This window comes from Turicibacter faecis (assembly GCF_037076425.1).
GTDB lineage: Bacteria > Bacillota_I > Bacilli_A > MOL361 > Turicibacteraceae > Turicibacter > Turicibacter faecis.
This window is the reverse complement of record NZ_AP028127.1, coordinates 1,597,342-1,616,538: the sequence shown is the minus strand read 5'-3', so window position 1 is coordinate 1,616,538 and position 19,197 is coordinate 1,597,342. Positions and strand designations below refer to the sequence as shown.

15 protein-coding genes and 1 other annotated feature are annotated in these 19,197 nt (G+C 36.3%); of the genes, 13 read left to right on the top strand and 2 right to left on the bottom strand.

Annotated features, from left to right (window positions below; genetic code table 11):
* The first annotated feature begins 8 nt into the window (after positions 1-8).
* Entirely contained in the window at positions 9-1,145 is a 1,137-nt protein-coding gene (gene tgt / locus AACH31_RS07700; RefSeq protein WP_317453421.1) for a tRNA guanosine(34) transglycosylase Tgt, read from the top strand.
* Positions 1,146-1,249: 104 nt separating this feature from the next.
* Positions 1,250-1,513: a preprotein translocase subunit YajC gene (gene yajC, locus AACH31_RS07695; RefSeq protein WP_161830785.1), complete on the top strand. Its 264-nt coding sequence runs from the start codon at positions 1,250-1,252 to the stop codon at positions 1,511-1,513.
* Between the two features lie 35 nt (positions 1,514-1,548).
* Here yajC and AACH31_RS07690 read toward each other — a convergent pair whose 3' ends face one another.
* Positions 1,549-1,923 carry a TIGR04086 family membrane protein gene (locus AACH31_RS07690; protein ID WP_161830786.1) on the bottom strand — a complete coding sequence of 125 codons (375 nt, stop codon included), beginning with the start codon at positions 1,921-1,923 and terminating at the stop codon, positions 1,549-1,551.
* A 102-nt stretch (positions 1,924-2,025) separates the two neighbouring features.
* Here AACH31_RS07690 and AACH31_RS07685 point away from each other — a divergent pair, with 102 nt between their 5' ends.
* Positions 2,026-2,694, top strand: coding sequence for a DUF421 domain-containing protein (locus tag AACH31_RS07685; RefSeq protein WP_262953525.1), 669 nt, complete (start codon positions 2,026-2,028; stop codon positions 2,692-2,694).
* A 45-nt stretch (positions 2,695-2,739) separates the two neighbouring features.
* Here AACH31_RS07685 and spoVB read toward each other — a convergent pair whose 3' ends face one another.
* The gene (gene spoVB, locus AACH31_RS07680) at positions 2,740-4,287 is read right to left on the bottom strand and encodes a stage V sporulation protein B (protein WP_262953524.1); all 1,548 of its coding nucleotides are present in this window, start codon (positions 4,285-4,287) and stop codon (positions 2,740-2,742) included.
* Positions 4,288-4,369: 82 nt separating this feature from the next.
* Here spoVB and recJ point away from each other — a divergent pair, with 82 nt between their 5' ends.
* The 10 genes from recJ (at position 4,370) to AACH31_RS07630 (ending at position 19,151) form a co-directional block, all read left to right on the top strand.
* Positions 4,370-6,595 carry a single-stranded-DNA-specific exonuclease RecJ gene (gene recJ / locus AACH31_RS07675; protein WP_262953522.1) on the top strand — a complete coding sequence of 742 codons (2,226 nt, stop codon included), beginning with the start codon at positions 4,370-4,372 and terminating at the stop codon, positions 6,593-6,595.
* Positions 6,585-7,097, top strand: a complete 513-nt coding sequence (locus tag AACH31_RS07670; protein WP_262953521.1) for an adenine phosphoribosyltransferase — start codon at positions 6,585-6,587, stop codon at positions 7,095-7,097. Before recJ ends, AACH31_RS07670 begins: the two co-directional genes overlap by 11 nt.
* A 241-nt stretch (positions 7,098-7,338) precedes the next feature.
* Positions 7,339-9,531 carry a RelA/SpoT family protein gene (locus AACH31_RS07665; RefSeq protein WP_161830790.1) on the top strand — a complete coding sequence of 731 codons (2,193 nt, stop codon included), beginning with the start codon at positions 7,339-7,341 and terminating at the stop codon, positions 9,529-9,531.
* 16 nt (positions 9,532-9,547) lie between these two features.
* On the top strand, positions 9,548-9,988 hold the full coding sequence (dtd, locus tag AACH31_RS07660) for a D-aminoacyl-tRNA deacylase (protein ID WP_262950197.1): 441 nt from the start codon (positions 9,548-9,550) through the stop codon (positions 9,986-9,988).
* 41 nt (positions 9,989-10,029) lie between these two features.
* Positions 10,030-10,246: a binding site (T-box leader), on the top strand.
* 92 nt (positions 10,247-10,338) lie between these two features.
* Positions 10,339-11,703, top strand: a complete 1,365-nt coding sequence (gene hisS / locus AACH31_RS07655) for a histidine--tRNA ligase (protein ID WP_262950196.1) — start codon at positions 10,339-10,341, stop codon at positions 11,701-11,703.
* Positions 11,704-11,718: 15 nt separating this feature from the next.
* Positions 11,719-13,476, top strand: a complete 1,758-nt coding sequence (aspS, locus tag AACH31_RS07650) for an aspartate--tRNA ligase (RefSeq protein WP_262950194.1) — start codon at positions 11,719-11,721, stop codon at positions 13,474-13,476.
* Between the two features lie 282 nt (positions 13,477-13,758).
* Positions 13,759-14,451 carry a hypothetical protein gene (locus AACH31_RS07645; RefSeq protein ID WP_262950192.1) on the top strand — a complete coding sequence of 231 codons (693 nt, stop codon included), beginning with the start codon at positions 13,759-13,761 and terminating at the stop codon, positions 14,449-14,451.
* A 12-nt stretch (positions 14,452-14,463) separates the two neighbouring features.
* Positions 14,464-16,476, top strand: coding sequence for an LCP family protein (locus tag AACH31_RS07640; RefSeq protein ID WP_262950191.1), 2,013 nt, complete (start codon positions 14,464-14,466; stop codon positions 16,474-16,476).
* A gap of 110 nt (positions 16,477-16,586) precedes the next feature.
* Positions 16,587-18,110: a hypothetical protein gene (locus AACH31_RS07635; protein ID WP_262950190.1), complete on the top strand. Its 1,524-nt coding sequence runs from the start codon at positions 16,587-16,589 to the stop codon at positions 18,108-18,110.
* Between the two features lie 42 nt (positions 18,111-18,152).
* Entirely contained in the window at positions 18,153-19,151 is a 999-nt protein-coding gene (locus tag AACH31_RS07630; RefSeq protein ID WP_262950189.1) for a glycosyltransferase family 2 protein, read from the top strand.
* Positions 19,152-19,197 lie beyond the last annotated feature (46 nt).

Genomic DNA, 19,197 nt, shown 5'->3' with positions numbered 1-19,197 from the left:
TGCCTCTGTTGGCGATTAAATATGAATTAATACATGAATGTAAACAATCAGGTGCTCGTTATGGTAAATTGCACACCCCACACGGGACATTTGAAACCCCAGTTTTTATGCCGGTAGGAACGTTGGCCACTGTTAAAACGTTATCTCCTGAAGAACTTGATCAGATGGGAGCTAAAATTATTTTAGCGAATACTTACCATCTTTGGTTACAACCAGGTGAGAAGATTGTTGAGGAAGCAGGTGGACTTCATAAGTTTGAAAATTGGGGAGGAGCTATTTTAACCGATTCAGGTGGATTTCAAGTTTTTAGTTTAAGCAAATTACGTGAAATTACTGAAGAGGGAGTAACTTTCCGCGACCATCGTAATGGGGCTCCTTTATTTATGTCACCTGAGATTTCAATCGGAGTACAAAACTCATTAGGGGCTGATATTATTATGTCTTTTGATGAGTGTCCCCCATATCCTGCGACATTTGAATATATGAAAAATTCAGTTGATCGTACGATTCGTTGGGCGGAACGAGGAAAAAAAGCGCATAAAAATTCCGAAACCCAAGCTTTATTTGGAATTGTTCAGGGAGGAGAATATCCTGAACTACGTAAGTATTGTGCTGAAAAATTAGTAGAAATGGACTTCCCAGGTTATTCAGTCGGAGGGGTATCAGTTGGGGAACCAAAGGATGTCGCACGAAAAATGATTGAATATACTGTTCCTTATTTGCCAAAGGATAAGCCACGCTATTTAATGGGAGTAGGGTCACCAGACGACTTAATCGATGGGGCTATTCGCGGAATTGATATGTTTGATTGTGTTTTACCAACGCGTATCGCTCGTCATGGAACAGCCATGACTTCAGTCGGACGTGTGGTTATTAAGAATAAAGTTTATGAGCGCGACTTTACGCCGTTAGATCCAAACTGCGATTGTTACACATGTAAGAATTATACACGTTCATATATTCGCCACTTAATTAAGGCGAATGAATCGTTTGGACAACGATTAGTTTCGTATCATAATTTACATTTCTTAATCCATTTAATGGAGCAGATACGAGAGGCAATCCGACAAGATCGTTTATTGGATTTCCGTGAAGAATTCTTTGAACAATATGGGATTAATTTGCCAGGATCACGAGGATTTTAAGCATAGGCCATGTGTCATTGAAAGGTTTCAGTGATTTATGGAGATAGATAAATAAAGTCATCAATGATAAGTTTGTTGACGAGTAAGAAAGGGAGCGGTTTATAATGAATCAAACAGTTATGTTAGCTATTCAACTAGTGTTATTAGGGGCGATTTTTTACTTCTTTATGATTCGCCCAGAAAACAAACGTCGTAAGGCAGTAACAACGATGCAAAATAGTTTATCTAAAGGGGATCGAGTTGTAACTATTGGAGGAATTCATGGACGTATTCATTCAATTGAAGAAGAAGTGGTGACGTTAATTAATGACGAGGGTCAAAAATGGATTTTTGAACGTCACGCAATCGCTCGTAAAGTAGAAAAATAAAAAGAGGAGAGCCTGATACGAGGCTCTTCCTCTTTTTATTTTTTAGTTGGTAAATTAACCCCAATCATTCCCCCTGCAATACAAATGACAAAGGTGATAATGCTTCGAATGTAAAATTGTAGGCTTAAAGGTGCCTCAACACCGATGGTATAAAATAGAAGGCTTAATAATACCATAACCGAAGCAACACAAATACCGATTAACCATCCTTTTTCAGCGAATTTTTTAGAAATAATAGCAGTCCCCGTGAAAAAGGTAATAACAAAAGCAGCGTAGATGATGTTTCCGAGTAACCCGACTGAGACCCATCCAAAATAAGCAATTGTTGTTATAAGTAGACCGAAAATGAGGATACTAATAACAATGAATGCCAATCCGTCTAGTAATGCTTTTCCTAGTTTTTCTGACATATTCTCAACTCCTATGACTATGTGTATTCATTAGTAACTTTATGAACCAATTGAAATGATTATGTAACTTTAAGGATAAAAGATTGAAATAGAGGGAAAAATATGGATCTTAATTGCTATAATGTGATATATAGAACGACGCTTTTTTATATTGTCCTATTAATCGTGTTTAAGTTAATGGGAAAAAGGGAAATTGGTCAATTGACGTTGCTCGATTTAGTGGTCTCTGTTTTAATGGCGGAGATTGCAGCAATGGCAATTGATAATCTAGAACGTCCCATTCATGAGGTTTTATTAGCCATTGGATTACTTGGAATTTTGCAATTTACTTCCGCCTTTATTACGTTACGATACAAAAAAATTCGGGAGTTTGTTGATGGGAAGCCGTCCATTCTTATTCATCAGGGAAGAATTAATATCCATGAGATGAGAAAACAACGATATACTTTTGATGACCTCATGCTCCAATTACGGGCAAATAATATTTCATCTGTTTTTGAGGTTGAGTATGCCATTTTAGAGTCAAATGGACAACTCTCTTCCTTTAAAAGGCAAGATGTTACCTATTGTCCACTTCCTATTATTACATCCGGAGGTATTGAAAAAGAAAATTTATTAAAAATTCATAAAACGGAAAAATGGGTAGAAGAACAAATGGATAAAAAAGGGATTTTTGGAGTAAAAGAGGTTTACTATGCTGCATTTGATGGAAAGGAACTTCAGTTTATTACGCGAGAATCCTTAAATTTAAATGAAAAAAAACGCCGTTAATTTTGACGACGTTTTCTACTTTAAGTAAAGTTGCTACTTCTTTTGTTATTTCGTGTTATAATTAGCTTGTCGTTTGATCCGCTTTCCATCACTGACCTGAGTGGGAAATAGACCGCAGACAAAAAGTAAAAATAAGTACGAAATGCCCACGATAAAGCAAATAATAATCATATTAAGAAATTGATTGGTATGGAAGGTATAAGCTAATTTTAAATAGGAACCAAGCATGAACGTAATTCCGATGATTAATGTTGCATTGAAAACGGAACGTAGATTCATGCGGTAACCGATATGTTTTCTTACTAGAAGAAAGTGCCATCCGGTTACAAATATAACATTAAACAAAACAGAAATAACTAACCCATAAATATTTAGGTTTGGAATTTGAAGCAAAATAATCATCATAATAATCTTTATAACTGAGGAGATGAAAGTCGTATTCATCGCTTGATTCGCCTCGTCAATTGCTTGTAAGGTAGAAGTGAGTGGTGCTTGAAAGTAAAGGAGTAAGAAGACAGGGGCCATTAGAATGAGGTAATTTGCCCCGGTTGAAGAGCCATAAAGTAGATTCATTAATTCGGTTGGAAATAGCATCAATAAAACGGTATAAATTCCGCTTGGTAAGAATGAGATCAAGAAGGCGTTATTAAGATGCGAATAAATTCTATCATATCTTTTATTAGCAAATGCCTGACTAATTGGTGGAACGATTGCTTGAGTAATTGCATTTGAGATAAACGAAGGCATGAGAACCATAGGCAGGGCAAAACCGGAAACGGCTCCGTATAATTTCGCACTTTGTGCACTGTTATAACCAATTTTGAAAAGGCATTGGACAACAACGATGGGTTCAAGAAAATGCGAGAATGATCCGATGAGTCGACTTCCTGTTGCCGGTAATGAAATAGCTAATACATCTTTAAAGTTCTGAGGGCTTAGATGAATCGGTCTTAAGTTTGCCCCCTGATGGTTATGCTTGATGTTTTTAAAGAATAGAAAAATAAGAATTAAGATAGAAGAAAACTCTCCTGCAATTGATGCCCAAATTGTTCCAACAATTCCGAATACAATTCCGTGTGGAAGTAGCCATGAGATAAAAAGAACAGAGAAAACCATCCGGATAACTTGTTCCACTAGGGTTGAAATGGCTGATGGGAACATATTCTGTTCTCCTTGAAAATAGGCCTTGAAAATAGTTGAAAGTGAAACAAAAAAGAGTAGTGGACCAATGGAAATCAAGGGTAGATAAGTTCGCTCATCCTTGAGTAAATAAACGGCTAATGGTTCGGCAATAAAAAACAATAAGATACTAATGAGTAAACTCGAAGCCATAGCAATAATGAGTGATACAGATAAAACCTTTTTTTGGCGTTCGTTGGCGCGAGAAATAAGGGTTGGAATAGCAATTGGAAGACCGATACTTGCAAAGGTTGTAAGTAACATGAGGGTTGGCCCAATTAACATATAGATTCCAATTCCATCTTCACCAAGTAGACGTGTCACCATGACGCGGTTAATCATTCCTAGGACCTTGGTGATGAGTCCCGCTATAACGAGAATAAATGTTCCTTGTACGACGTTTTGTTTTTTCATAATTTTTTCACCTATACTTTAGTTATGATTTTGCTTAAGTCTATGAATAAGAATTTTAAAATATGAAGGTGAGGAGATACTTTTGCTTAAATCGATGATGAATTGGAGAAAATGTGACATATTAGACGAAAGTATGCAGGGAGAGAGAGGTGAACTCCACCCGGCGATTGAACGTCTTATTTTATCTAGAAAGTTAGTAGAACCGGAAAATCTTGCAACATTTAACCATCAAGTGCCGGTTCACCACGATCCGTTATTGTTTTCGCAAATGTCTAAAATTATTATGCGACTTAATACGGCCATAGATGAGGGACAACCGATTCTAGTCTATGGCGATTACGATGCAGATGGGGTAACTGGAACATCTATTTTAGTTCGTTGTCTTCGCGAGCTAGGAGCTTTGGTTGATTATTATATTCCAAATCGATTTTATGAGGGATATGGCCCGAATAAAGAAGCGTTTATGCAGGCAATAGAGGATGGTTTTCAATTAGTCATTACGGTAGACAACGGAATTGCCGGAATTGAAGAGGCGGAATTGTTGATGGAACATGGGGTAGATCTTATTATTACAGATCATCACCAGGTAAAGGAAACACTTCCCCGCGCGTATGCTATCTTGCATCCGGAGCTTGATAAAAATTATCCGTTTCATCACTTATCAGGCGCGGGGGTTGCGTTGAAGATAGCGGAGGCATTACTAGAGGAAGTCATTCCTGAGGATTATTATGCTATTGCCATGCTTGGAACCATTGGTGATGTTGTCCCGTTAATTGATGAAAATCGATCGATTGTGAAAAGAGGTCTTGCCGCCTTAAAGGAAACAGAGATTGAGGGATTGAATGCCATTATGGAGATGGCCAATACGAATAAGAACGAGGTAACAGAGGTTAACGTAGGGTTTGAGATTTGTCCCCGCCTAAACGCTCCTGGTCGTATGGATGAGGCGACGCTAGCTGTAAAGTGTTTAATTTGTGAGGATCAAGATGAGGCGACGGAGCTGGCTCAACAAATTGAACAAATTAATACCGAACGGCAAAAGACAACACAACAAGTATTAGAAGAAGTGATGAAAATGGTAGATCAGGAGACTTTAGCAGTGAAAAAGGCGTTAATTCTATATGCTCCTCATTGGCATGAGGGGATACTTGGAATTGTAGCTGGGCGTTTAGCAAAGCAGTGGCAGAAGGCTGTCTTTGTAGTGACAGATGATCACGAAGGTTTTATTAAAGGGTCGGCACGAGCGGTAGAAGGATACCATTTATTTGAATTATTAACGCAATGTCAATCACTGATAGAACGCTTTGGTGGACATGCCTTGGCAGCAGGAATTACATTTGATAAAAAAAATCTTCAACCTCTTGAAAATCAAATGAATGAACTTTTAAAAGATACGGATCTTAAGCCCTCTCTTACCGTTGATTTATGCTTACCTATCTCAGATTTAGATGTTTCTTTCGTTGATCAATTGCAGTGCCTGGCTCCCTTTGGAGAAGGGAATCGCCCACCCTTATTTGAAATGCGAGATGTATATGTAAGCAACGTAAAAGTCATCGGAAACAAAATGCAGCATTTAAAATTTACACTCGAACAAGATGGAAATTGTCTGGAAGGCATTGCCTTTAATCAAGCCCATTTATCGACTTATTTGACGAAAGATACACGGTTTAGTTTTGTAGGAGAACTGAAAATTAATGAATGGAATGGGCATCGAAATGTTCAATTTCACTTTGTTGACGTTTTGTGTGAGGAGTTTCAATTAATCGATTTGCGTAATAAACAGGCGTATGAACAACGAAAAGATGATTTGTTCTTGGCAACGTCTTATGCAAAGGCGAAAGATGAAAATCATATTGAAACATTAGTTATTGATCAACTACCGAATTCAAAGGAAGAATTAATAGGACTCATTCGAGAGAAAAAGCCTAATAATATTGTTATAGCGCCTATCGATTCGAATATAACGTTTGCTAGTCGTGAGAAATTTGTCACCGTTTATCGGGTGATTAAACAACATGCCCCTATCACGCTAAACCACCAAATGATGAATTATTTTTTAAGACTGGGAATTAGCAAAAATGAATTATTATTTATTTTACAGGTGTTTTTTGAAGTGGAACTTGTTATAATAAAAAATGGTTCTGTTTTTTTACCCGATTGCATCGCAAAGCGCGATTTATCAGAGGCTGCAACGTATCAACTCCAAAATTCAAAATTGAAGATGCTTGAATTTTTTGAATTAACAACGTGGACAGAATTAAAACATATTTTTACAACAGCTAGGGAGGAAATGACTGATGAATCTTAAAGACTATGTAGCGAATGTACCTAACTTTCCGAAGGAAGGAATTCAATTTAAGGATATTACACCATTAATGTCAGACGGCGCGGCATATAATTATGCGACGCAAAAAATGGTTGAATTTGCAAAAAAACAGCAGGCCGAGGTTATTGTTGGACCTGAAGCCCGAGGATTTATTTTTGGATGTCCGGTTGCCCATGAGTTAAAAATTGGGTTTGCCCCTGTTCGTAAACCAGGAAAATTACCACGTGAAACGGTGTCTTTTAATTATGATCTCGAATATGGGTCAAATACATTATGTATGCATAAAGATGCAATTAAGCCAGGACAACGTGTTTTAATTGTAGATGATTTATTAGCAACTGGTGGAACGGTTGAAGCAACAGTTAAGCTAATTGAACAATTAGGTGGAGTTGTTGTAGGGTGTGCTTTTTTAATTGAATTAGAAGAGTTAAACGGTCGAAAATTGTTAGAAAACTATGAAGTTTTGTCATTAATGAAATATTAATTCAAAATAATTGAAAAGCTAAGGGAGGAATGGCACATTTTGTGTTGCATTCTTCCTTTTTTTTGTGTTAAACTTTTAAAAAGTATGAAAAAATTATTAAATGATAGGAAAGGTTGGATGAATAATCATCCTTTTTTTTCATCCTAGTAAATATTTTTAAAAAATTATGTCTTTCATGAAACAAATGACAAATTTAGCTTTATAATAAAATTAAGTAGATTAAATAATAGGAGTAATGTTTATGTATCAATTAAACGGATATGAGATATCTATTGATCATGTTTTAGAGCAAGCTAAAACGTATATTAAAAATCCAGAGAGTATTGCGGTGATTGAACGTGCTTTTGAACTTGCCTTTCAGAAACATAAAGATCAATTACGAAAATCAGGCGAACCTTATATTATTCATCCCATTGAGGTGGCTCATATTCTTACGAAATGGCAAACGGGGCCACGAACGATTGCTTCAGGATTGCTTCATGATATTATAGAAGATACAGATATTACTAAAGAAGAAATTGCTGAATTATTTGATAATGAAATTGCCGAAATTATTGATGGTGTCACAAAGCTAACAAAGTTAACCTATAAGTCAAAAGAAAAGCAACAGGCGGAAAATCATCGGAAGATGCTATTAGCTATGAGTAAGGATATCCGTGTTATTTTAGTGAAACTTGCCGACCGCTTGCACAATATTCGAACACTTAAATTTTTGCCTCCAGAGAAACAACGTGCAATTGCCCATGAAACAATGGAAATTTATGTTCCAATTGCGCATCGATTAGGGATGTATCGAGTAAAGGCAGAACTTGAAGACACGTCGTTACGCTTTCTAAAGCCAGAAGATTTTTATCGAATTGCTCAATTAATTAAACAAAAGAAACATGAGCGTGAGGAACAAATTCGAGAGATGGAAGAAGAGATAAAAGCCGCTCTTGAGGAGTATCATATTCCCTTTGAAATTAAGGGACGTATTAAAAATATTTATAGTGTGTATAAGAAAATGCAAACGCGCGAAAAAGAATTTGATGAAATTTATGACTTGTTAGCTCTTCGCTTAATCGTTAATTCGCTTCCTGAATGTTACTCGGCACTAGGGGTTATTCATGCAAATTTTAAACCGATTCCAAATCGTTTTAAGGATTATATTGCAATGCCGAAGCCTAATATGTACCAGTCTTTACATACAACTATTATCGGTCCAAATGGCCATGTGTTTGAAGTGCAAATTCGAACAAAAGAGATGGACGAAATTGCAGAGCAAGGGGTTGCTGCACATTGGGCGTATAAGGAAAATCGTCAAGTGACGGCTAAGCAGGAACAAAAGGAAATTCAAGACAAATTAAAATGGTATGAGACACTGATTGCCTATCAAGAAGAAGTCAACGATGCTGAAAAGTTAATGAAATTAGTTAAAGATGACATTTTTAATGCGAATGTTTATGTATTCACTCCAAATGGTGATGTGTTTGATTTTCCACCTGGATCAACCCCAATTGACTTTGCTTATCGAATTCATACAAACCTGGGGCATAAGACAACAGGGGCGATTGTAAATGGAAAAATTGTGACATTAAATTATCAATTAAAAACAGGTGATATTGTAGAAATTAAATCGTCACGTAATTCATTTGGACCGAGTGAAGATTGGCTAAATATAGTGAAAACTTCGCAGGCGCGCCATAAAATTCGTCAGTACTTTAATCGAACAAAACGTGAGGAATATACACGTAAAGGTGAGGAATTATTTGCAAAAGAGCTTGCGTCAAAGGATTTATCCATTAATTCCATTGATACTCAAAAGCTTTTAAAAATTTATAAAAAACAAAATGTTGATAAACTCGAGGAATTGTACTATCAAATCGGTCGTGGTCGCCTCGTTCCGAAGACAATTTTAGAACGTTATTTATCGGATGGAAAAGAGGTTAATGAGACGGATCTTATTCAGCAGATTAATGATGCTGCGAAAGTCAAAGAGGGACAACGTAAAAAAGCAAAAAATCGTTTTGGAATTATTGTCGATGGATTAGACAATGTTGATTTACGCATTGCTAAATGTTGTAATCCAGTTCCAGGTGATCCGATTGTTGGTTATATTACAAAGGGAAGCGGGATCACAATTCATCATGCGGAATGTCATAATGCAAAAATGAATGGTCGATTGGTGCCTGTTGAATGGGATGATGAGCATCGAAATACGTTCAATGCTAAAATTAAGGTTGTCGCACTTGACCGTAAAAATGTTTTAGGGGATATTATTCAAAGGTTAGCAACCATCAATACAAATATTACGGAATTGAACGCGCAGGCATCTGCGGATACAGTGATTATCAATATGTCATTTTCGGTGCGTAATATTGAACAATTGTTATCAATTGTTAATACGATTAAACGTGTTAAAGATGTTTTTAGCGTAGAGCGTATTTTACAGTAGTGAGGTGTTTGTTTTAATGAAAGTAGTCGTTCAACGGGCAAGAAATGCAAGTGTTACGGTCGATGATCAGGTAGTAGGTGCAATTGATTATGGATTCGTTTTACTTGTCGGATTGACACATGAGGATACGTTAGCGGATGTGGAGTATTGTGCTAAGAAGGTAGCGAATCTTAGAGTTTTTGAGGATGCGGCTGGTAAGATGAATAAATCAATTCAAGATGAAGCGGGATCAATTCTTTCAATCTCTCAATTTACGTTATATGGAGATACAAAGAAGGGGAATCGCCCTAGCTTTATTCAAGCGGCTCCTCCACAAGTAGCCCAACCCTTGTATGAACAGTTTAATCAGTTATTAAGAGATAAGTATGGTATAACTGTTGAAACTGGTGTGTTTGGGGCTATGATGAATGTTTCATTTACAAATGTCGGTCCAACGACGTTAATGATTGAATCTTAAAAGAAAATGTATTATAATAAAGAAAATGGTCAACTATAAATATAAATTCAATGATCAAGAGAGGCTAGAATGGAAGTCGTAACAGAGAACGAAGCCTAGGCTGGAAGCTTCGACGAATACATAATAGATAGACACTTGTGAGAAGGTATCTTGAATGTTATAGTAGAGATATCCGTAGGCGGCGTTAACGTTTGAAAGTGGTTGTCGTTTGATAGACGATGGCAATTAAGGTGGTACCGCGTATATTACGTCCTTAGAATTTTATCTAGGGGCTTTTTTTATGCTTAACTTGTAGGAGTACCAAATAATGAAGTAGTCATCATCAGTAATAACTAGGAAGGAGCTTTAACATGAACTTTAGTAAACCAAAGGGAACTTACGATGTTTTACCGAAAGAAAGTGCACGTTGGCAAAATATCGAAAGTCTTATCCGAGAAATTTGTTCAATTTTCAATTATAAGGAAATCCGTACACCGATGTTTGAAAGTACCGGTCTCTATCATCGTTCAGCGGGAGAAACTTCGGATGTTGTCTCAAAAGAAACTTATGATTTTAAAGATCGTGGTGATCGCTCGATGACATTACGTCCTGAGGGTACAGCGGGCGTTGTACGTAGTTATATCGAAAATAAGTTATATGCAGACCAAATGGTACAAAAACTATTTTATATTGCGCCAATGTTCCGCTACGAGCGTCAACAAAAGGGACGCTATCGCCAACACGTCCAGTTCGGAACAGAGGTATTTGGAAGCGCGGATCCAGCACTAGATGCTGAGGTTATTTCATTGGCTGTTACGTTGTATAAAGTATTAGGATTACGAAATATTAAAGTAAAACTAAACTCACTAGGAGATACCCAAAGCCGTGAAAATTATCGTCAGGCACTCCTTAATCACTTTGAGGGACACCAGAATGAATTATGCGCGGATTGTCAAGTTCGTTTGGAGAAGAATCCCCTTCGTGTCTTAGATTGTAAAGTAGACCGTGAGAAGGAGATTATGAAAACCGCACCTCAATTAATCGATCATTTAGTCGAAGAGGATCGTGCCTACTTCTTAAAGGTGCAACAATATTTAAAATCAATGGGAATTAACTATGAATACGACGCGACTCTAGTTCGAGGATTTGACTATTACACGCATACCATTTTTGAAATTCAAGCTGATATTGAAGGATTTGGAGCTCAAAATACATTGTGTGGAGGAGGGCGTTATAATAAATTGGTTGCCGAACTTGGTGGACCAACAGTTCCAGCTATTGGATTTGGGATGGGGTTAGAACGCTTGTTACTTGCTTTAGAGGCCGAGGGAATTCAAGTAGGCGGTGATGACGCAGTAGATTTCTTCTTAATAACATTAGGTGAAGATGCTAAAATGTTTGGGTCTCGTTTATTATTAGACTTACGTTCACGCGGATTAATTTGTGAAACAGATTATCTAGGGAAAAACTTAAAGGGACAATTTAAACAAGCAGATCGTCACCATGCTCGTTATACTGCGATTTTAGGTGATGATGAACTACAACAAGGAATGATTAACCTAAAAAATAATCAAACGGGAACACAACAAACGATTCCGGTTGCTTTAATTATTGATTATATTTTAGAAGATCAGCAGAAAAATCACGCAGGTTGCTGTGGAGGTCATGGACACGGTGAGGATTATGAATGTTGTGGGGGCCATGGAAATGGTTCAAGCTGCGGATGTCAACATTAGTAAGAGGTGAATTAAATGAATCGAACACATAATAACGGAGAATTAAGAATTGAACAGGTAGGCCAGATTGTTGAATTAAAAGGATGGGTTGCCAAAACACGTAATTTAGGTGGACTTATTTTTATTGATTTACGTGACCGTTATGGAATGACACAATTAGTTGTTAATCCAGAAACAGCAAAACCAGAGGTGTTGGAAGCTGCGAATAAGGTACGTAATGAGTATGTTGTTGCTGTTAAGGGTGAGGTTACAGAGCGTCAAAGTAAAAATCCAAATATGCCGACGGGAGATATTGAGGTTGTTTTAGATGAGTTGACGATTATTTCTGAGGCGGAAATGACACCGTTAATTATTGCTGATGAAACGGATGCTTTAGAAGATACGCGTTTAAAATATCGTTACTTAGATTTAAGACGCCCTGTTATGCAGAAAAATTTTATTTTACGTCACAATATTTTAAAATCAATTCGTAGCTATTTAGACGGACACGATTTTATTGAGGTAGAAACACCTTACTTAAATAAATCAACTCCTGAGGGGGCGCGTGATTACTTAGTACCAAGTCGTGTGCACGAAGGGGAATTTTATGCGCTACCACAATCACCACAAATTTTTAAACAGTTATTAATGGTATCTGGATTTGAACGTTATTACCAGATTGCTCGTTGCTTCCGTGATGAGGATTTACGTGCGGATCGTCAACCTGAGTTTACGCAGATTGACATTGAAACCTCATTCTTAACGCAAGAAGAGATAATGAATATGATTGAAGAAATGCTAGTCAAGATGATGAAGGATGTGAAAGGTTTAGATATTCCACGTCCATTCCCACGCTTAAGTTATGAAGAGGCAATGGGACGTTTTGGGTCTGATAAACCAGATACACGTTTTGAAATGGAATTAATTGCTTTAAATGATGCAGTGGCAAATTGCGGATTTTCAGTTTTTGCGCAAACGATTGAGGCAGGAAACGAAGTTAAAGCTTTATGTGTCAAAGGGGCTGCGGATCGTTTCTCACGTAAAGACATTGATAAATTAACCGATTATGTAAAAAAATATAAAGCAAAAGGTTTAGCATGGATGAAAGTTGTTGAAGAGGGATTCAACGGGCCAATCGCTAAGTTCTTCAGTGAACAAGAAATCGAGCGTATTAAACAAACGACGCAAGCTGAAACAGGAGACCTGTTATTATTTGTCGCTGATAAAAAATCGGTTGTTGCTGATAGTTTAGGAGCACTTCGTTTACATTTAGGAAAAGAATTAGGTTTAATTGATGAATCGAAATTTAACTTCTTATGGGTCATTGATTGGCCGCTATTTGAATATGACGAGGAACTTGGTCGTTTCTTTGCAGCACATCATCCATTTACGATGCCAAGTCTGGATACATTAGCGACGTTTGATACAGATGGTCATCAGGCAAAGGCTCAAGCTTATGATATCGTTTTAAATGGATATGAATTAGGTGGAGGATCACTGCGTATTTACCAAAAAGACATTCAAGAGCGTATGTTTAAGGCACTTGGATTTACAGAGGAAGAGGCAGAGGAACAATTTGGATTCTTAATGAACGCCTTTAAATATGGAACACCACCACATGGGGGATTAGCATTAGGACTTGATCGAATTGCGATGATTTTAACGGGTTCTCAAAGTTTACGCGATGTTATTGCCTTCCCTAAGAATGCATCTGCATCATGTCCGATGACGGAGGCACCAGGTGTGGTTTCTGAAGCACAACTAGATGAGTTACGTATTCAGTTGAAGAAATAGGATTTCCTATAATAATAAAATTTTTGATTTAAATCGACGAAAAGAGTGCCTGATGGCACTCTTTTTTTGCAAGGATATGAATAAAATTGTACATTTTTGTGTAAAAAAATGGCTAAGTGTTTTCAAATAGCATTAAATCATGTAAAATGGTGCTAGATGATTTCTCTTCATGTAATGTCTCACGTTTTTATAATCGCATTTGCATTATAGGAATAGCGAAAGTAATTTATAATAACAAACAGACATAGAGCATAAGGCAGAGTTTAAAGGGAGGGTGTAGGCATGAATATGAGAAAAATCATTAAACAGCCATTTATTATTTTTGGGAGTATTTTTTTTGTTTCAACAATGGTGCTAACTGGTATGCTTATTCATCAGGTCAAGGAAATGGCCGGGGGACCAAATGAATCATTAAAACCTAGTACGCCGGTGGTTGAAAATGAGAAGAGAGAGTATCATTTATCAAAAACTGCAACAGGGTATCAAAAGGAAATTTTTGATGAGTTGTTAGAAGCGCAAAAAGATTATCAGAACAGTCAGACGGAACAAACGACGCAAGCATATGCCACAGCTATTGTTAAAAACTTTATTGCCGACTTTTACACGTGGACCAATAAAGTTAATCATAGTGATGTAGGTGGTGTTCAATTTATTGATAAAGAGATGCGTTCGGCGTTTAAAAAACAAGCGATTGATGGTTATTATGAAACGTTAGACTATTATTTGGAAAATGAAGATGCCTCTTCATTGATGAGCGTTAATAAGGTGCAAATCACAAATGTTAATTTAAATGATGTTATTGAAGTCGAAGGCGACGAGGATGAAATGGAACAACTTGATTGTATCTCACTTCAGGCAAATTGGTCATATGAACCGATGGGGCTTGCTGAGGAGACGAGTCTTCAAACAACAGCGACATTTATTTTAACCAAGGTTGATGGTGATTTATTCATTAACGCAATTTTATCAGAGTAGGGAGGGGCAGATATGTTTAATAAAAAAGGATTAAAATGGATTTATCGATTAATTATGATGATTCCAATCGTTCCGATTATTTGGAATGCGATTTATCTTAATAAGTATTCGGGGTTTGATTTTTCATTACGTGTCAACGTGATTTTAGTTTTAATTTTATTATACTTATCTTTATTAATGTTCGGATTATACGCAATTAAAGTTGAATCAAAAAAAGGGACAGTTGTATTTTTAACACTTTCAGTAATCGGACTTCTTTTAGGAGGTTACGGTGGCTATGTTAATACACGCGTGTATAATTCATTGACAAATATGACAATGAATGAATCAACGGTTAATTATAGTTTAGTAACCCTATCTAATCGATCATTTGAAAAGGTCAAAGATTTAGAGGGTTATAAAATCGGAACGTTAAATATGACTAAAGAAGAGGTTTCAGACAATATTGATCAATTTTTAGAGAAAAATAAGTTGAGTGATGAGGCGGAAGTAGAAAAGTATAATTCACCGATTGCGATGCTTCAAGATTTATATTCTGAAAAAATTGATGCAATTATTGTAGGAGATAATTATGCGACTTTATTTTCTGGACAATCAGGCTTTGAAAATATTAAAGAAGAGACCAAGGTGTTAGCAACGATAGAAACAGTGCTTAAAGCGACAGAGGAAGATGCGAAAATTACAAATACATCGTTAATTGAGAATCCGTTCTCGATTTTATTAATTGGTGTCGATTCAACTGAACAAGGGTTAGGTGCTGCTTCATTGGCAGATTCTTTAATTGTAGCGACAGTCAATCCTAAAAATTTATCGGTGACGATGACTTCTATACCGAGGGATTCTTATGTGGAGGTTCCATGTTTTAATAACACGAAAGATAAAATTACCCACTCAAATAACGGGGGAACAACGTGTGTAATGGAAACAGTAGAGAAAATGTTTGACCTAAATATCCCCTATTATGTGAAGATTAACTTTAAGGGGGTAGTTGAGTTAGTTGATGCGATTGGTGGAATTTATGTGGATGTTCCGGTAACTATTGAGGAACAGGACAGTAATCGTCAATTTGGTGAGCATTTAATCAAGGTTGAGGAAGGTTATCAATTATTAAACGGAGAGCAGGCATTAGCACTTTCACGTCATCGTAAGACGTTAGCAAAAGGTGATTTAGGCCGTGCAGAGCATCAACAACTTGTGATTGAAGGTATTGTTAATCAGATGTTAACGGAAATGGATACAGTAGGTGAGTTTTTAGACTTATTAGATGTGTTAGGAAATAATATTGAAACGAATATTTCAATGAATCAAATGACCTCAGGTATTCAATATTTGTTAGGATTACTTTCAGGTTCAACGGGGCTAAATCCGTTGGAAATGATTTACATTAAAAGTATGGTATTAAGCGCAGAATATGGTTATTTATCTAATCCATATTACTCATTTAAATTAAGCTATGCCTTCCCATACAAAGGGGCAATTGCGGATGCTCGTAAGCAAATGATGATCAACTTAGGAGAGCAATCGCCAACGATTCAACCGACATTCTCATTTAATGGGTTTAAAGAAACTCCCGATGGAAGATGGATTAAATCTTATTATGATGAAACAATGCCGTTTGAAGAAGAGGATCGTAGTGTAAGTGACCTCAATCAGGAAGATAAAGATATTGAAAAAGTAAATAGTACGACAAAAGAAGATGCGCCCGTTTTAAACAAGGTGCCAAGTTCATCATCGCATGGTGGATCGAACGCTTCTTCAAATAAAACAGATGGGACGACTGATTCAGGTAATGTCTCAAATAAGCCGAGTGCAGGTGGAGGAAATTATCCAGGACCAGTCACACCAGATACAAGTACCCCTCCGACTAATGAGCCAACAACAGGTAATGGAGGAGAAAGTAGTACTCCAGTCGTACCAGATGAAACACCCGTACAACCTGACGATCAACCGTCTCTAACGCCAGATCAGGAACAGCCATCAGGATCAGGAGAAACTCAAGGTGTTTTAGGCGTAGAAGGGAATTAAACAACATTAAAATGAAAATGTGTGTCATAGATTCTTTTATGACACACATTTTCATAATGTTTAATATTTAATCATTTGATAGGAAAGACTATAGAATTAGAGGTGATTTTATGCGGATGAAACATTCGTTATTAAATATGCTTGTGACAACAATACCGAATTTAATTTTACCCGTTATGGGGATTATAAAGTTCAGTTTATTTTCAAGTATTTATGGTGGATCAATAAATGGGCTCTACTCTACAATGATTCAACTAATGGGGGTTTTAAGTCTAGTTGAAGGGGGATTTGGGATTGCTTTTCAACAGATTCTCTATCAACCTTTAGCAAAGAAAGATGACAAGCGGGTGACTGAGCTCTATAATGGTGCAGTATTTCTGTTTAGAAAAATAGGGCTGGTTATTGGAATTTTAGGGTTTATTATAGGGATTGTCCAACCGTTATTCATTAGTCAAAAGGATGGTACTATTTCAGCCTTTATGATTTATAGTATCTACTTTTTATTACTTATCCCAGTTGTTATTTCTTACTTCTTAATGGGACCCAATATCGTCGTACAGGCTGACCAACAATATTATAAAATAAACTTAGGAATTCAAATTATTACGGTTTTACGTTCTTTATTTTCAATTGTGATTGCGTTAATGGGGCTTCCTTTTGAAGTTGTTTTAATTATTGATGGAATTTTAACGGTCATTTCATATGCTTATTCGAGGGAGAAAGCGTTGAAGTTATATCCTTATTTGAGGGATAATAAGGAAGGCCGCGACTTAAGTACGCTCGAGAATACAAAGCACGTTTTTGTTCATCGAATTGCCGGGGTCGCTTTATCAAATACGGATCCTTTATTGTTAACTTATTTCATTTCGCCTTTAATGACAAATGTCTATAATGCCTATAATATGATTTGTTCGAGTTTAATTAAGATTTTATATAGTATTATTAAGGCGCCAGCGGATAGTTTCGGAAACTTATTCTCAAGTGATGAGGATCATAAGTATTCAACATTTTTGCAGTATGCCAATTTCTCTTTCTTTTTAAGTTCGATTGTTTCAAGTATTTTATTTATTACGGCAAATGACTTCGTTCGCTTATGGATGAAAGATGAAATGTATGTGTTATCTTATGCAGGTGTGTTTTTATTTACGATGAATACTTATTATCTTGTTTCTCGAGAGCCGTTATTGATTCTTCGTGATGTTAATGGTTTATTTAAAGAAACACGAATGATTGCGATTTTATCAGTTATTGTCAATCTCGGAATCTCTTTGCTTCTTATTAAGCCATTAGGAATTGTAGGAATTTTATTAGGAACGTTTGTCATGTATTATGCCATTGACTTAATGATGACAGCGAAATTAGTTTATCCTAAAGTGTTTGAGATGTCAGCTCAAAAATATTATTGCCTAGTTATGAGTCGGACGGCATTGATGTTTATTTTAACATTAGTCGGAATGTTTATTTGGAAGCGACTATTTCCAAACGGAGTCTCTAATATGCTGATGTGGTTTATCGTCACAAGTGGGATTGGGGCAATCATTACTCTGATGTATACCTTGACGTACTATATCCTATTTGAAGATTTTAGAAAGTTTGTATGGAGAATGAAGATTCCGTTTTTCCGTCGCAAATAAATGATGATTAATAAAAATGATAGAGTTAAAGGAGCTTTTATAATGGTGAAAGTAAGTATTATTGTTCCTATTTATAAAGTAGAAAAATACTTAAAACGGTGTTTAGAATCGTTAGTGTCACAAACGTTTCAAGAAATAGAGATTATTTGTGTGAATGATGGAAGTCCTGATCAATCACAAAAAATCGTTGATGAATACGTCGAAAAATACCCTCACCTTGTCAAAGGTTATTTAAAAGAAAATGGGGGATTAAGTGATGCAAGAAATTATGGATTAAATCTTGCATCGGGAGATTACGTTGCCTTTATTGACAGTGATGACTGGGTTGAACCTGAGATGATTGAAAAAATGTATAGGGCGGCGAGAGAGCAAGAGGCCGATTTAGTAATCTGTGACTTTGTCATGGATTGGGAGACGAAGGAAAAAGAAAGTCTGTATATTTCAGGGATAAGACAGGAATCTACTGACTTTATGAGGAACGTGTTGTTAAGCGGTCCATCTGCCTGGAATAAATTATATAAAAAAGATTTATTTTTAAAGACAGATATCCGTTATCCAAAGGGATTATGGTATGAAGATTTAGCAACGACGTTAAGACTTATCATGAATACGAATAAAATTGCCCATGTTAAAGAAGCATTTGTTCACTATATTCAACGTGAAGGGTCTATTATGGCAACCTTAAATGAAAAAGTATTAGATATTTATAAAGTACTTGAGCTTATAGAGGACTATTATAAATCAAATGGATATTACGATCAATATAAGGATGAAATAGAATTCCTTTATGTTGAACACGTTATTTTAACTAGTCTTTTGAATTGGCGAAAGTTTGAGAATGGTGACCTTTATTTGAAAAAGGCGATTTCTTATATGAATAAAAAGTTTCCAAAATGGGTTGAGAACCCGTATATTCAGAAACAATCTAAAAAAGAAAAGGTAGTGTTCAAGTTATTGTATCACAAACATTTTCTCATTTTAAAAACCATTTTGTTTATTAAACAACATACCGTCAATAAAGTGAAATCGGCTAGGTCCTAGTTCATCGGAAATATAGTTGTAAGTAGAGTATATATAAGACAAGGTC

Coding starts and splice junctions, on each gene's coding strand:
- AACH31_RS07640 (WP_262950191.1), top strand. CDS start 14,464: ATGTTTAATAAAAAAGGATTAAAATGGATTTATCGATTAATTATGATG.
- AACH31_RS07665 (WP_161830790.1), top strand. CDS start 7,339: ATGTATCAATTAAACGGATATGAGATATCTATTGATCATGTTTTAGAG.
- AACH31_RS07645 (WP_262950192.1), top strand. CDS start 13,759: ATGAATATGAGAAAAATCATTAAACAGCCATTTATTATTTTTGGGAGT.
- yajC (WP_161830785.1), top strand. CDS start 1,250: ATGAATCAAACAGTTATGTTAGCTATTCAACTAGTGTTATTAGGGGCG.
- AACH31_RS07670 (WP_262953521.1), top strand. CDS start 6,585: ATGAATCTTAAAGACTATGTAGCGAATGTACCTAACTTTCCGAAGGAA.
- AACH31_RS07630 (WP_262950189.1), top strand. CDS start 18,153: ATGGTGAAAGTAAGTATTATTGTTCCTATTTATAAAGTAGAAAAATAC.
- spoVB (WP_262953524.1), bottom strand. CDS start 4,287: ATGAAAAAACAAAACGTCGTACAAGGAACATTTATTCTCGTTATAGCG.
- hisS (WP_262950196.1), top strand. CDS start 10,339: ATGAACTTTAGTAAACCAAAGGGAACTTACGATGTTTTACCGAAAGAA.
- AACH31_RS07685 (WP_262953525.1), top strand. CDS start 2,026: ATGGATCTTAATTGCTATAATGTGATATATAGAACGACGCTTTTTTAT.
- aspS (WP_262950194.1), top strand. CDS start 11,719: ATGAATCGAACACATAATAACGGAGAATTAAGAATTGAACAGGTAGGC.
- dtd (WP_262950197.1), top strand. CDS start 9,548: ATGAAAGTAGTCGTTCAACGGGCAAGAAATGCAAGTGTTACGGTCGAT.
- AACH31_RS07635 (WP_262950190.1), top strand. CDS start 16,587: ATGCGGATGAAACATTCGTTATTAAATATGCTTGTGACAACAATACCG.
- AACH31_RS07690 (WP_161830786.1), bottom strand. CDS start 1,923: ATGTCAGAAAAACTAGGAAAAGCATTACTAGACGGATTGGCATTCATT.